The 15,096-nt window shown below is 36.4% G+C and carries 15 protein-coding genes and 3 pseudogenes; 9 read left to right on the forward strand and 9 right to left on the reverse strand.

Annotated elements, in window-relative coordinates:
• The first annotated feature begins 6 nt into the window (after positions 1–6).
• The 8 genes from Bra60_RS03225 (at position 7) to Bra60_RS03260 (ending at position 6,973) form a co-directional block, all read left to right on the forward strand.
• Entirely contained in the window at positions 7–555 is a 549-nt protein-coding gene (locus Bra60_RS03225; RefSeq protein WP_035005748.1) for an RBBP9/YdeN family alpha/beta hydrolase, read from the forward strand.
• A 143-nt stretch (positions 556–698) separates the two neighbouring features.
• Entirely contained in the window at positions 699–1,463 is a 765-nt protein-coding gene (purC, locus tag Bra60_RS03230; protein WP_078673772.1) for a phosphoribosylaminoimidazolesuccinocarboxamide synthase, read from the forward strand.
• Between the two features lie 80 nt (positions 1,464–1,543).
• On the forward strand, positions 1,544–1,783 hold the full coding sequence (gene purS, locus Bra60_RS03235) for a phosphoribosylformylglycinamidine synthase subunit PurS (protein ID WP_078688592.1): 240 nt from the start codon (positions 1,544–1,546) through the stop codon (positions 1,781–1,783).
• Positions 1,784–1,794: 11 nt separating this feature from the next.
• Positions 1,795–2,463, forward strand: a complete 669-nt coding sequence (purQ, locus tag Bra60_RS03240) for a phosphoribosylformylglycinamidine synthase subunit PurQ (protein ID WP_078688593.1) — start codon at positions 1,795–1,797, stop codon at positions 2,461–2,463.
• Positions 2,464–2,709: 246 nt separating this feature from the next.
• On the forward strand, positions 2,710–4,923 hold the full coding sequence (gene purL, locus Bra60_RS03245; protein WP_078688594.1) for a phosphoribosylformylglycinamidine synthase subunit PurL: 2,214 nt from the start codon (positions 2,710–2,712) through the stop codon (positions 4,921–4,923).
• 63 nt (positions 4,924–4,986) lie between these two features.
• Entirely contained in the window at positions 4,987–5,220 is a 234-nt protein-coding gene (locus Bra60_RS03250) for a BolA/IbaG family iron-sulfur metabolism protein (RefSeq protein WP_035005741.1), read from the forward strand.
• A gap of 99 nt (positions 5,221–5,319) precedes the next feature.
• Positions 5,320–5,652, forward strand: a complete 333-nt coding sequence (gene grxD / locus Bra60_RS03255; RefSeq protein ID WP_078688595.1) for a Grx4 family monothiol glutaredoxin — start codon at positions 5,320–5,322, stop codon at positions 5,650–5,652.
• A gap of 67 nt (positions 5,653–5,719) precedes the next feature.
• Positions 5,720–6,973: a multidrug effflux MFS transporter gene (locus Bra60_RS03260; RefSeq protein WP_078698067.1), complete on the forward strand. Its 1,254-nt coding sequence runs from the start codon at positions 5,720–5,722 to the stop codon at positions 6,971–6,973.
• Positions 6,974–7,062: 89 nt separating this feature from the next.
• Here Bra60_RS03260 and parC read toward each other — a convergent pair whose 3' ends face one another.
• The 9 genes and pseudogenes from parC to aspS all read right to left on the reverse strand — a co-directional run bounded on the left by parC (position 7,063) and on the right by aspS (position 13,778).
• Complete coding sequence (parC, locus tag Bra60_RS03265) at positions 7,063–9,312, reverse strand: DNA topoisomerase IV subunit A (RefSeq protein WP_078688597.1); 2,250 nt, start codon at positions 9,310–9,312, stop codon at positions 7,063–7,065.
• 17 nt (positions 9,313–9,329) lie between these two features.
• Positions 9,330–9,551 carry a hypothetical protein gene (locus Bra60_RS03270; RefSeq protein ID WP_078673776.1) on the reverse strand — a complete coding sequence of 74 codons (222 nt, stop codon included), beginning with the start codon at positions 9,549–9,551 and terminating at the stop codon, positions 9,330–9,332.
• 18 nt (positions 9,552–9,569) lie between these two features.
• A pseudogene (locus Bra60_RS03275) lies at positions 9,570–9,872 on the reverse strand (hypothetical protein).
• A 161-nt stretch (positions 9,873–10,033) separates the two neighbouring features.
• A complete protein-coding gene (locus tag Bra60_RS07550; RefSeq protein WP_236823963.1) occupies positions 10,034–10,342 on the reverse strand; it encodes a hypothetical protein in 309 nt (102 codons plus the stop codon).
• Positions 10,339–11,170 (reverse strand): annotated as a pseudogene (gene trbL / locus Bra60_RS07740) (P-type conjugative transfer protein TrbL). The gene Bra60_RS07550 and the pseudogene trbL overlap by 4 nt, the downstream one beginning before the upstream one ends.
• Positions 11,171–11,266: 96 nt before the next feature.
• Positions 11,267–11,446: a hypothetical protein gene (locus Bra60_RS07565; RefSeq protein WP_235692183.1), complete on the reverse strand. Its 180-nt coding sequence runs from the start codon at positions 11,444–11,446 to the stop codon at positions 11,267–11,269.
• A gap of 12 nt (positions 11,447–11,458) precedes the next feature.
• A complete protein-coding gene (gene trbK / locus Bra60_RS03285) occupies positions 11,459–11,692 on the reverse strand; it encodes an entry exclusion lipoprotein TrbK (protein WP_236823973.1) in 234 nt (77 codons plus the stop codon).
• Positions 11,677–11,724: pseudogene (locus Bra60_RS07570) on the reverse strand (hypothetical protein); the annotation flags it as partial. The pseudogene Bra60_RS07570 and the gene trbK, both read right to left, overlap by 16 nt.
• A 263-nt stretch (positions 11,725–11,987) precedes the next feature.
• A complete protein-coding gene (gene aspS, locus Bra60_RS03290) occupies positions 11,988–13,778 on the reverse strand; it encodes an aspartate--tRNA ligase (protein ID WP_078698068.1) in 1,791 nt (596 codons plus the stop codon).
• A gap of 132 nt (positions 13,779–13,910) precedes the next feature.
• Here aspS and rnd point away from each other — a divergent pair, with 132 nt between their 5' ends.
• Positions 13,911–15,065, forward strand: coding sequence for a ribonuclease D (gene rnd / locus Bra60_RS03295; RefSeq protein ID WP_078689043.1), 1,155 nt, complete (start codon positions 13,911–13,913; stop codon positions 15,063–15,065).
• The last annotated feature ends 31 nt before the right edge of the window (positions 15,066–15,096 follow it).

Here is a 15,096-nt window from a genome sequence, read left to right on the forward strand (position 1 = left end):
AAGCTCATGAAAGCAAATCAACTCGATATTCTTATTATCCCCGGTTATAAAGGATCTGGCCCTGACCATTGGCAAACACGCTGGGAACAAAAATTATCTACGGCTCGCCGCGTACAACAAATCCAATGGTCAAAACCTATCCGCGAAGAATGGGTTAATGCTGTTGAAATTGCTATTGGACAGGCTAATAAACCTATTGCTATTATTGCTCATTCATTAGGAGTTCCAACAGCTATTCACGCAATTGCACATAATCCAGAAAAAATTCGTGGTGCTTTCTTTGTTGCTCCACCAGATGTAGAAAATGAAAAGATACGTCCCAAACATTTAATGACATTTGGTCCATATCATCGTAAAAATTTACCTTTTCCTTCAGTGGTTATAGCTAGCCATAACGATGAATTTTGCCAATTTTCAGTAGCAAAAAAACTTGCTCATGATTGGGGAGCACTTTTCGTTGATGCTGGACAGTCTGGTCATATTAATGCAGATTCTGGACATGGACCTTGGCCAGAAGGATTAATAATTCTTTCTCACTTCTTTGCAAAACTCTAAGTCAATTATAAACTCTCTTTTACATACTTTAAATGATAAAAACTGTAGTAAATATCATAGCAATCATTGAGAATTCTTACTAATTAGGATAATGTTTTCCTTTATAGCAACATTTAACACCTCTAAACGAATAGAGAAATATGATGAATCGTCGCCACCGCATTTACGAAGGAAAGGCCAAAATCCTATACGAAGGGCCTGAACCAGGAACTTATATTCAATTTTTTAAAGATGATGCAACTGCGTTTAATGCAAAAAAGCATGAAATCATCGATGGCAAAGGAGTCTTAAATAACCGTATTTCAGAATATATTTTCACTCAGCTTAGTCGTTTAGGAATTCCAACACATTTTATTAAACGCATTAATATGCGCGAACAACTTATTAAAGCGGTTGAGATTATCCCATTAGAGGTTGTTGTACGTAATATCGTCGCAGGTTCCCTTTCTAAGCGTTTAGGATTAGAAGAAGGAACAGCTCTTCCACAATCTATCATTGAGTTTTACTATAAAAATGATGCTCTTGATGATCCAATGGTAACAGAAGAACATATCGTTGCTTTTGGGTGGGCTGCCCCACAAGAAGTAGAAGATATTATGCAGCTTTCATTTCGTATTAATGATTTTCTCTCTGGTTTGTTTGCAGGCGTCGGTATCCAGTTAGTTGATTTTAAAGTGGAATTTGGTCGTTTATGGACAGGCGAAACAATGCGTGTTGTTCTCGCAGATGAAATTTCACCTGATTCTTCTCGCTTATGGGATATTCAAACAAAAGAAAAACTTGATAAAGATCGTTTTCGACGTGATATGGGTGGACTTATTGATGCCTATCAAGATGTTGCAAGACGTCTTGGTATCATGAATGAAAATGAACCTCCGCGACCTAGTGGTCCAGTTTTAGTCAAATAAAAAGAAAAATAGTGCAATCTCAACTTACTTAACAAAAATACTATTCTTCAAAAAAGAGTTATTTAAATAATAGGAAAAAAATGAAGGCACGTGTCACAGTTACTTTAAAAAATAGCGTCCTCGATCCACAAGGGGAAGCAATAGTTAATGCCTTAAATAGCTTAGCCTTTACAAATATTCAATCTATCCGCCAAGGGAAAGTTTTTGACATTATCCTTAATGATATGCCTATTGAATCTGCAAAACAAACACTTGAACAAATGTGTGAACAATTGCTTGCGAATACTATTATTGAAAATTATACAATAGAACTTCTTTAAGTGAATTAGCCATGAAAACTGCTATCATTCAATTACCCGGATTAAATCGTGATCAAGATATGATTGCAGCATTGTATGACATAACAGGTGTTCAGCCATTAAAAATTTGGCAAACAGAAACAACAATTCCCAATGTGGATATGATTGTTATTCCTGGTGGTTTTTCCTATGGTGATTATTTAAGATGTGGTGCTATTGGAGCAAGAACACCAGTATTACGAGCTGTTTGCGAAAAAGCACAACAGGGTGTAGCAATTATAGGAATATGTAACGGTTTTCAAATTTTGTTAGAAGCAGGATTATTGCCAGGTGCTCTGATGCGTAACACTTCATTGAAATTTGTTTGCCGTGAAGTAAAACTTGAAGTAACCAATGCTGAAACGAAATTTTCTCGACTTTATAAAAAAGGGCAAATTATTCGCTGCCCTGTTGCTCATCATGATGGTAATTACTTTGTTGATAATGATATATTGAAACAAATGGAAGATAACAAACAGATTGTTTTCCGCTATGCAAAAGGTGAAAACCCTAATGGTTCAATAAATGATATAGCTGGCATTATCAATAAAGTTGGTAATGTGCTTGGTATGATGCCTCATCCTGAAAACTTTATTGAAGCAGCACATGGTGGCACTGATGGGCGCTTACTTTTTCAAGGTGTTTTAGAATTAGTATCATGATCACAAAAAAATATTTTTTGGAATTCTCAAATATTTTCGCATTAACTTTCTATACAGAATAGCTAGTAATACAAAAATATATAAAGTAAATTTTATCAGTTATGTTTCCTCACTCATCATAATAAAATATATTATTCTATATACACATTGTTGTTGATCTAAAAACAAAAAAATTAATAATCCAGATTACTGGATTAAAGACAGTAATAAATATTAATTTTGATTAATTTAACGGAATGAAAACTAATGACTCTTTGCAATGATATTGCCATTACACCAGAATTAATTGCAAACCATGGCTTAAAAACTGATGAGTATCAACGTATTTTGGAGTTAATTGGTAGAGAACCAACATTTACAGAGCTTGGAATTTTTTCTGCTATGTGGAATGAGCATTGTTCTTATAAGTCATCGAAAAAATGGCTCAAAACCTTACCAACAAAAGGGAAATGTGTCATTCAAGGTCCTGGAGAAAATGCAGGAGTCATTGACATTGGTAATGGCGAATGCGTTGTTTTTAAAATGGAAAGTCATAACCACCCTTCTTATATTGAACCTTATCAAGGTGCTGCAACAGGTGTTGGGGGCATTCTGCGTGATGTTTTTACGATGGGTGCTCGCCCTATTGCGACTATGAATGCATTACGATTTGGCTCTCCTGACCATCCTCGAACACGTCATCTTGTTTCTGGTGTTGTTTCTGGAATTGGTGGTTACAGTAATGCTTTTGGTGTACCCACTGTTGGTGGAGAAGTTAATTTTGATAAACGATACAATGGTAATATCCTTGTTAACGCCTTTGCAGCTGGTATTGCAAAAATAGATTCTATTTTTTATTCCAAAGCGCAAGGTATAGGACTTCCCGTTGTTTATCTTGGTGCTAAAACGGGTCGTGATGGTGTTGGGGGAGCAACAATGGCTTCCGCCGAATTTGATAATACAATTGATGAAAAACGCCCAACTGTTCAAGTAGGTGATCCTTTTACTGAAAAATGCCTTCTTGAAGCTTGTTTAGAATTAATGGCATTAGGAGCTGTTATTGCTATTCAAGATATGGGAGCGGCAGGACTGACTTCTTCTGCAGTGGAAATGGGAGCAAAAGGAGATCTAGGTATAGAACTTAATCTTGATCAAGTACCAGTTCGTGAAGATAATATGACGGCCTATGAAATGATGCTTTCTGAAAGCCAAGAGCGTATGCTTATGGTACTTAAGCCAGAATTAGAAGAACAAGCTGCAGAAATTTTTCACAAATGGGGGCTTCATTTCTCTGTTATCGGAAAGACTACTGATGATTTACGTTTCCGTGTACTACATCAAGAAAAAGAAGTAGCAAACCTCCCAATCAAAGAACTGGGTAATGAAGCACCTATCTATGATCGTCCTTGGATAGAACCCTTAAAAAAGCCTACTCTAAAAGTAGAAGAAGTTGAAAAAGTTGATAATCTTGGTAACGTACTTCTTACACTTTTGAATTCTGCGAATCAAAGCTCACGACGCTGGGTTTATGAACAATATGATACCCTGATCCAAGGGAACAGTCTTGTTAGACCAGGAGGTGACGCGGGTGTTATTCGTGTAAGCAATAATGATAAACGTGCTCTTGCTTTTTCTACTGATGTAACACCACGCTATTGCGAAGCTGATCCCTATGAAGGAGGAAAGCAAGCCGTTGCAGAATGCTGGCGCAATATAAGTACCGCAGGTGCAATACCACTTGCAGCTACAGATAATCTCAATTTTGGTAATCCTGAAAAACCTGAAATTATGGGACAGCTTGTTTTAGCACTCAAAGGTATAGGTGAAGCCTGCAAAATACTTGATTTTCCAATCGTTTCAGGAAATGTCTCTCTTTATAATGAAACTAATGGAAAGGCAATTCTTCCTACACCAACAATAGCTGGTGTTGGGCTCCTTGATGATTGGTCAAAAATGGCTACGATCAATGGTATGCAGAATGAAGATATTATTGTTTTAGTTGGTTCTTGCGGATCACATCTAGGTCAATCAGTCTATATGCATAATATTTTAAATATTGAGGCAGGAGCTCCACCTTGTGTCGATTTACATCTTGAAAAAAAACATGGTGAATTTGTTCGTAATGTTATCCATAGTGGTTTTGTTCATGCCGCTCATGATATCTCTGATGGAGGCTTAGCCACCGCTCTTGCGGAAATGGTAATTAAAGCAGATAAAGGAATCAAAGTAGAATTAAGTAATCAAACACCACATCATGCTGAACTTTTTGGTGAAGATCAAGGACGTTACCTTTTAGCAGTCAAGCCTGATGCACTAGATAATCTTAAAATGCTTGCACAAACAAATACAATTCCCTTAATAGAGCTTGGTACAGTTGAAGGTGATACACTTGATATAAAAGATGTATTCACACTTTCAATAACTGAACTTACACAGGCTTATGAAAATTGGTTTCCAAAATTTATGGACAAAGGTAAATAATATTCATTTCTACTAATTATAGATTAATTCTCATAAAAAATAGACAAATCGAGGAGAATGTCCATGGCAATGAGTGCAGATGAAATTGAAGCCCTTATTCGTGAAAGCATTCCTAATGCAAAAATAACAATTCGTGATCTTGCTGGAGATGGCGAACATTATGCAGCTGAAGTTATTTCAGAAAATTTTCGAGGAAAAAGCCGTGTTCAACAGCATAAAATGGTCTATGATGCTCTTAAAGGAAATATGGGAAACGTTCTTCACGCTTTAAGTCTGCAAACAAGTGTTCCTAAATAATCTCAAAATTTTCTCTTGCATTCATTCTGTGAATACGATTAAAAAATGACATGGGTATAAATGTGTGTTTTTCTAAATCCACAATCTTGAGGAATGATAATGACTACTGTTCATAATTTTATTGATAATGAAATTAAAACAAACGAAGTTGTTTTATTCATGAAAGGGACCCCTAGTTCTCCTCAATGTGGATTTTCTGGACAAGTTGTTCAAATTCTTAACTATTTAGGGGTAAATTATAAAGGAGTTAATATTTTAACTTCTAATGAATTACGTCAAGGAATAAAAGATTATTCAAATTGGCCAACAATTCCACAACTCTATATTAAAGGTGAATTCATTGGTGGCTGTGATATTGTCAAAGAAATGTTTCAAAACAATGAGTTAAAAGAACTTTTGAAAGAGAGAAGCATAACTTTTACCAAATCGTAAATATCTCTAATTTATTCGGATTCTTTTAAGTATTGTTCAGTCGCAATTTTTTATTTTAAGGATACATATGTCATATTCTGCCGACGAACAAAAGCACATAGATACAATTAAAAAAAAAATTGGATATAGAGAATTCGTTATCCTCATTGCAGCACTTATGGCAATCAACTCGATAGCAATTGATATCATGCTGCCCGCTATGCCTGATATTTTAAACAGCTTGCATGCTACTCATGAAAATGACCAGCATTATATCATTTCTTGTTATCTTATTAGCTATGGTGCTACGCAAATATTTTTTGGCCCAATAAGTGATCGTTATGGACGGCATAAACTCACCCTTATAGGCCTTGCTTGTTACTCGTTTGCAGCAATTGGATGTATATTTGTATCCAGTTTTCACATATTACTTATTCTACGTATCTTGCAAGGTGTTGGAGGAGCAGCCATGCGTGTGCTCACAATATCCATTATACGCGACCTCTACGATGGTCGAAAAATGGCAGAAGTCATGTCCATAGTCATGATGATTTTTCTTCTTGCAACAATGATTGGGCCGGCAATAGGGCAAATTATTTTGTTATTTGGACAATGGCAATTAATTTTTATATTCATGGCAATTGTTGGTTTTGGATTGATGATTTGGATTCAAATACGCTTGCCTGAAACCCTTTATACACCACGATCTCTTTCTTTTTCTTCCGTCAAAAATAACTTACGGCTTATCATTACTAACCGCTCAACACTTTGCTATACACTCGCAACTTCTATTATTTTAGGTTGCATTTTTACTGCTATTAATACATCGCAACAAGTTTATGAAGGAATCTATAATTTAGGCATGTGGTTTCCTGCTGCCTTTGCTCTTGGCGCTGCATTTCAAGCTGTATCATCTTTCCTCAATTCTCGTCTCGTTGGGCACTTTGGAATGCGACGGATTTCTCATACAATGCTTCTACTGTTTGCTAGTATTTCATGTATTTGGTTTTTTTGGTCAGTTTTAAAAGACGGCGTTATATCTTTTCCATTCTTTATGATATTATACTGTATGTTAATGTTTACATGTGGTGGTATTATGACTAATTTCAATACACTTGCCCTTGAACCTCTAGGAAAAATCGCTGGAACTGCGTCTTCTGTATCTGGTTTTCTTCAAACATCCATTGGTACAGGCCTTGGCTTTTTCATAGCACAATGCTTTGATGAAACAACAATTCCTAATTCAGCAGGATTTTTCTTTCTCAGTCTCACAGCTATTCTTCTTGTCTTGTGGGCTGAACATGGGCGTTTTTTTACGCAACATAATTCTGAATCAATCTAGTTAATAAAATAAAGTTTTTTGCTATAATAAAATCTTTAATATTTTTTACGACACTTTTATAAGCAAGCAATCAAACACACTACATCGTACTAACTAGAAAATTTACCTGATTTTGGAAATCCCTTCGGAACTAAACGCCCGGTTCCCGCGCGCGTTCCCATCCACTCAACGAGTTCATTAGCCTGGCGATTAAAACTACGCTCAGCTGTATCTTGCCAACTCAAACCTTCTGATAAAGTAAAAGTTTTGGCATCGACAATACCACCATCTTTATAACGTTGTAAGCGAACACCCTTACCACGACTCATTTCTGGTATTTGTTCAATAGAAAAAATAAGCATTTTTCGATTTTCTCCAACTATTGCAATGTAATCGCCTTCTACTGGAATGCAAAGCTTCAAACTATCAAGAGATTTTACATTCATCACTTGCTTTCCTTTTCGTGTATTAGCAATAATATCAGTTTCAGAAACAATAAAGCCATTGCCATAGGATGAAATTAAAAGTCTTTTGCCCTGCACATTGTGTACAAAAGCTGTGAGAATATCGTGCTCATTATTCATATCTACTAAAATACGAATTGGCTCGCCATGACCTCTTCCTCCAGGCAAAGTATTGGTACTAATAGTAAAAAACTTTCCGCCAGTGCTTATCACTATGATTTTATCTGTAGTGAATGCTGGAAATGCTAGCTTCAAACCATCGCCTTCTTTGAAAGAAAGAGTTTTATAATCGTTCAAATGGCCCTTTAAAGCACGCACCCAACCTTTTTCGGAAATAACAATAGTAACGGGTTCTTTTTCAATCATCGCTTGATGAATATCATTTTCATCATGCCTTGGTGCATCTTCAAATGTTGTACGCCTTTTTCCCAAGAAAGTTTCAGGACCAAAAATTTTACGAACTCTTGTAATCTCCTCAGCAATAACTTTCCATTGCTTGATGTTGGAATTTAATAAATTCTGTAATTTTTCCTTTTCAATCTTAAGAGAATCAAACTCTTTACGAAGTTGAAATTCTTCAAGCTTACGCAAAGAACGCAATCGCATATTTAAAATAGATTCAGCCTGATTCTCGGTTAATTTAAAGCGCAAAATCAATTCTTTTTTCGGTTCATCATGTTCACGAATGATTTGTATCACCTCATTAAGATTCAAATATGCAATAAGATACCCCTGCAGAATCTCTAATCGACAATCAATTTCATTCAGTCGATAATTTGAACGGCGAATAAGCACTTCTTTACGATGTTGAAGCCACTGCTGCAAACTCTCACGTAAAGAAAGGACATTAGGCACTTTTCCTAAAGTTAATACATTAAGATTAAGAGGAAACCTCACTTCAAAATCCGTTAACTTAAAAAGTGACTCCATCAAAAGTTCTGGATCAATTGTGCGATTTTTTGGAACTAGTACAATCCGAATATCTTCTGCTGATTCATCATGAATATCTTCAAGCATCGGTAACCGCCGAGCAAGCAATAACTCTGCTGTTTTTTCAATAAGGCGTGATTTTTGTACTTGATATGGAATTTCTGTAACAACAATCACATAAGAACCTCGATTCCCCTCTTCTTGATGCCAACGTGAACGCAATCGAAATAATCCACGCCCTGTACGATAAGAATCTTCAATACTTTTTTTAGGTTCAACCAAAATACCGCCTGTTGGAAAATCAGGCCCAAGCACAAATTGACTTAAATCTTTATGATCTGCATGGGGATTAGCAATCAAATATAATGCGGCATCACAAAGTTCTGCAACGTTATGTGGCGGAATAGACGTTGCCATACCAACAGCAATACCTGCTGAACCATTAGCTAAAAGATTAGGAAACGCTCCTGGTAAAACGATAGGCTCTTCATCTTCTTCATTATAGGTTAAACGAAAATCAATTGCATTTTCATTAATTCCTTCAAGAAGTAATATTGCCACTTCAGTCATACGTGCTTCTGTATAACGCATGGCTGCAGCATTGTCTCCATCAATATTACCAAAATTACCCTGTCCATCAATTAATGGATAGCGAACAGAAAAGCTCTGAGCTAAACGTACCAATGCGTCATAAATAGATGCATCGCCATGAGGATGAAATTTTCCCATTACATCACCTACAATCCGGGCACACTTAGCATAAGCTTGTCCAGGATTAAGTCTGAGTAAGCGCATCGCATGGATAATACGTCGATGAACAGGCTTTAACCCATCACGTACATCAGGCAAAGCACGGTGTGTAATAGTAGAAAGTGCATAAGCCAAATAGCGTTCTTGCAAAGCAGATCGCAATTCTATTGGCTCAATATGCTCCTTATCAAAGGATCGAATCATCTCATCAGACATAATGTAAGGTAGCAATTTTAAAAATAAGGAACAAGTCTTCTATAAAACCGCTCAAATTTGCTATTAGCATAGCGTAACAAATCATCACCAATGAAATTGCGCTCTGTATCAGTAATTAATAATATATCACCACTGCGGCCAATACTGCGTAAATTATTAGAAAAATCCAGTTGCACATTATTCAATGTTTGAAATAATAATGTCTTTTCTATTTCTTTTTTATATCCATCTCTTATCAAAAAAAATTCTTCAAATTATTAGAAATGGTGACCTCCTATCACAACGCCTTTATCTAGCCAGTCTGAACCATATTCTTCATCTGCACTCTTGGTAGAAAAACCCATATCACGAATAAACTGTGCACCACGCCATTTTCTAAGACATAAAAGAGAGTGCGCTGGATACTCAATCATTGCTAACCATTCCTATTTTGTTTGGCCGTCATTAGCTTTTTCTGCTGCTTCTGCTTCAAGTATATAAATACAATTTTGAGATAACCCACTTGCTTGCAATTTTTTGCGTTCAGCATCAGTTATATAACTCTTAGGCATTTTTTTCATAAGAAACTCCTTATGTTATATATTCCTAATTTTTAATTTAAAAATGAAATAAGAACAATAGAAAATATATGTACCTTTAATTAAAAATATTTGATGTAAAATTTTGGCCATTTTGAATAGTTAAAAATAACCTAGTCAAATAGACCTCACTAATTTTATTTTTAGCTAAATGCTGCAACTTCGTCGTTTATATCAGCTTTGCTCAAGCTATTTTCCCAGAATTGATTTTCTTGGCTCTCTTCTTTGGGCTCCATGCTTTCACGGATAGATTGAGCGATTTTTCCACCTGTCATCTCTTTAATTCGTTCTTGTAATCCTTTTTTTATTTGTGAGCCAATGCCTTTGGCCAATTCTGAAGTGGTTCCTGTGGCCAATTTAGCGGCTTGAACCACTGTGTCAAAACCTCTAATATTTGAAGAACTATCCATATTGGCATAACCGGCAGCTTGGGCATATAGTGAACTGCTCATAGTGGCCACTTCCTGACCCTTATCACTGTTTTTGCTTTGTTTAAGTACATCACCAATTCTTGGCGTATCATTACTAAATTCATAGAAGATGCTGCTTTTTGGTATGCGGCTTTAAGAGCAGACACACCACCAGCTACTTCGGAAACAGCTTCTGCTACCGCTTTACCGGTCATCACTGCCCCTGTGGCTGCTGCCGCAGTGGCGCTTATTGCTGTGCCGACACCCACTGTGTTACCGATTGCACCTAAATTGGCACCTGTCATAATTCCAGAAATCATTAGAGGAACCTTATTGACTAAGGATAACAAGATTAAAGAAATAACCAATATAACAGCCAATTCTTGCAAAGATATGCCTTTACTTATTTGTGTATAATAGTGATTAAGAAAAGTCTGGCCAATTGCAATCAATAGTATCATTGACATGAATTGAACAGCAATGCTCAACACTGTTTTGTAGTAGTTGATAGCTATATCAGAAGTCCAACGGCTTCCACCAAAACCGAGAAAAAACACCAGCATATAGTAGAATCCAAGCTGACACCATGACAAGAAGTAGATTGATCGCAACTAATGCTACAATAATCAAAATGCTAGCAGCCAATAAAAAAGCACCCAATGAACTAAATGGACTCATCCACGAAACATTCAATATAGTATTATGAAATATCTGAAATCCTACATCAATAATGCTGGATAGTGTAAAGGCTTTCATATGTAAGTTACTTGCTTGAGCGCCTAGAGTTTGTAATGATTTTATTATAGTGCCTGCAATGTTCATGCCAATAGAGGCATTTGTCAAAAGCCACCAATAAAAACCAATGAACATGGTGAAACGAACAAATTCTGCAAAAAATTCACCAATGTCGGCTTTTCACAAAGCCATCATGCCAAATGTCCAGACCATTGAAATCGTAGTTAATACCTAAAATAACCGAGATGCTGCCGCTATAACTACTACTTCCCATGTAGAAGCTGCGTTATGAAAACGATTCAATACGTCATCCATTATTCCATTACTGGTAAGCTGTTCCGCCATTGCTGAATCAACAAATATTACTGTTCCAACTGTTATTAAGAGACCTAAAGTAAGTTTATATCTCATACTAATCACTTACTAATCACTTGTTGTTTCATAATCATAGTCTGTTGTTCCAAAATCATAGTCGAGCCAATTTTTTGGAGCACTTGGTACAAACTTCCATTCAGTCCGACGGCGATGTTCATTGAATGCATCACATTCTGCTTTAAAAGCATCTCGATTCCTTTTACTTTGAAGACTATTATATGCTTTTTCAAATGCTTCGGTGCACAGTTTTCTGCGTTTGGGTATGGCCTTTCTTCTCCGCATCCTGTTAATGCTATTGCTGTTAGTATTGTCATGATTAAGAATGGGTAAATTTGATTTCATTTTACTCCCCTCTAAAATCTACGCTTCCTCAATCTTTTGGAAAACTTGGTACAAACTCCTAGGTAGTCTATTGTTTTCTCTAGTATCAGTACGTGCTTTTTCATCCAGTTCAGCTGCCATTTCACCGTTTGAGCTATTTGTTGAGCAGTTAATAGGGCACGGGTTTGTAAAAGTTGGTTAGATTATAGATATTTTTATCCAAAGTTACATACATAAATAGTGTAATTCAGCTCCCTTACTTATTTTTAACTGTTGGGGTAATTCGAATTCCTAGATCACTTAACTGCACAGCGGACACATCGGATGGAGCACTCATTAAAAGATCAAGCGCTTGCTGATTCATTGGAAATAAAGAAACTTCGCGTAAATTTTTTACACCTTGCAAAAGCATAACGATGCGATCAACACCTGCTGCCATACCGCCATGTGGTGGCGCACCATAATGAAATGCACGATAAAGACCACCAAAGCGCTCTTCTACAACCTCTTGAGAAAGGCCTGCAAGATTAAAAACTTTAAGCATCATTTCCGGTGAATGATTACGAATTCCACCTGATGCAATTTCATAACCATTGCAAACAAGATCATACTGAAAAGCTTTCAAAGAAAGAGGATCTTGAGAATCAAGAGCATTTTTTCCACCTTGAGGCATTGAAAAAGGATTATGCGCAAAATCAAGTTTTTTTTCGTCTTCATTCCATTCAAAAAATGGAAAATCAATAATCCAAGCAAAAGAAAAACATTCTCGATCAATAAGCCCCAATTCCTCTCCTATCCGTGTACGTGCTACTCCAGAAAAAGATGCAAATTTCTTTGGATCTCCTGCAACAAAAAAACAAGCATCACCACTTTCAAGTCCAAGTTGCACACGAATAGCTTCGGATCTTTGCTCACCAATGTTTTTAGCAATAGGGCCGGCTCCTTCAAAATTTCCATTTTCTTCACGCCAAAAAATGTAACCAAGACCTGGTTGTCCCTCACCCTGAGCCCATGCATTCATGCGGTCACAAAAAGCACGGCTACCTCCATTTTTTGCAGGAATAGCCCAAATACATGCATTCTGATCACTCGCTAAAATCTGAGAGAAAACCTTAAAACCAGAATCCCGGAAATGCTGAGAAACATCTTCCATAATAATTGGATTACGCAAATCAGGTTTATCCGAACCATACTTCTGCATTGCTTCATCATATGAAATACGAGGAAAATTTTGCGTTACAGATTTCCCATCTGCAAATTCCTCAAAAATAGAGCGTATAATTGGCTCCATAGTTACAAGAATATCTTCCTGTTCAACAAAACTCATTTCAATATCTAATTGGTAAAACTCACCTGGTAAACGATCTGCTCGTGGATCTTCATCTCTAAAACATGGAGCTATTTGAAAATAACGATCAAAACCAGACATCATCAACAACTGCTTATATTGTTGAGGTGCCTGAGGTAGTGCATAAAATTTTCCCTGATGAATACGGCTTGGAACCAAAAAATCACGTGCTCCTTCTGGAGATGAAGCTGTTAAAATTGGTGTAGTAAATTCCGTAAAAGCACAATCTTGCATATGCCGCCTTATGGAAGCAATAATCTCAGTACGACGCATTATATTTTTGTGCATAGTCTCTCGACGTAAATCAAGAAAACGATACTTTAGTCGAATATCCTCAGGATAATCAGGCTCGCCAAAAACTGGTAAAGGAAGTTCATCAGCTTTTGAAAGAATTTCAACCTCTTTCGCAAAAATTTCAATTTCACCCGTTGGGAGAGCTGCATTAATAACTTCATCAGCACGAGCACGTACTTCTCCATCTACACGAATGACCCATTCAGAACGCACCTTTTCTATAATTGTAAATGCTGGTGAATTAGGATCAACAACAATTTGTGTAATTCCAAAATGATCTCGTAGATCAATAAAAAGAATTCCACCATGATCACGGACACGATGAACCCACCCAGAAAGGCGAACCTGCCTTCCCATATCGCATTTACGAAGAGCAGCGCAATTATGACTGCGGTAACGGTGCATATTTTTTCCTTTGGTTGTAATTTACCTTACATACGTTACAAACGCCTTTTAACAATCATTTGTCAAGGTATGATTAAAAAGACTAAAAAAAATACAATAAAAGACAAATTTAATCTACTTAGCTATAATAAAATAATGGAACTTATTACAAACACTATAGATCTTGAAATTTCTATTGCCGCTTTGCGCAAATCTAATTTTGTAACAGTAGACACTGAATTTATACGTGAAACAACCTTCTGGCCTCAGCTATGCCTGATTCAAGTTGCATCACCAGATATTACAATACTTATTGATCCAATGGCGCAAGATATTAATCTACAACCATTTTTTGATCTAATGATTGATAAAAAAGTTGTTAAAGTTTTTCACGCTGCACGCCAAGATATCGAAATTATTTATCATCTCGGAGGAATTATTCCCTCTCCCCTCTTTGATACGCAAGTAGCAGGATCAATCTGTGGATTTGGTGATTCTATTTCCTATGATCAAATTGTACAACGTTGCACTGGACATCATCTTGATAAATCATCTCGTTTTACAGACTGGAGCTGTCGCCCCCTTTCTGAAAAGCAACTGCTCTACGCAGTTTCTGATGTTACTTATCTAAGAGACGTCTATCTTGCACTAAAAAAACAATTAGAGGAAAAAAAACGTACTCATTGGATGCATGATGAAATGGCACTCCTCTTAACACCGACGACATATGATATACCAGAAAATGAAGCTTGGAAAAAAGTAAAAGGAAGAATCACAAAAAAACGCGAACTTGCCGTATTGCAAAAAATAGCAGCTTGGCGTGAACGTGAAGCACGCCAATATAATGTCCCTCGTCGCCATATAATGAAAGATGAATGTCTTATTGAAATTGCAACCCAACAACCAAAGGATGAAGCTGCTCTGTATCGTTTACGTAGCATTAACAAAAGCTGGCATCATTCACCAGCTGTGCATACATTAATCGAAGCCATACACCAAGGCTTAAAAGCTGATCTTGCTACTTTACCTGCCCTTCCCAAGTATAATGCTATTGATGATAAAACAGCTGTTACAATTGATCTTCTTAAAGTACTATTAAAGCTTGTTGCAAACGAAAATAATATTGCACCTCAAATTATTGCAACGTCCAGTGATTTAGAAAAAATTTCTAATGGCAATATTATTCATAATATCGCTGCTATGAATGGTTGGCGTTATGAAATTTTTGGTCAAAAAGTGGAACAAATGTTAAAAGGTCAAATAGCATTTTATTATAACAACGGAGAAGTAACGATCAAGAAACTTTAGTTTATAAATATGAAAATATTATAATAAATAT

The organism is Bartonella sp. Raccoon60, from assembly GCF_002022585.1.
In the GTDB taxonomy this organism is placed as follows: Bacteria; Pseudomonadota; Alphaproteobacteria; order Rhizobiales; family Rhizobiaceae; genus Bartonella; species Bartonella rochalimae.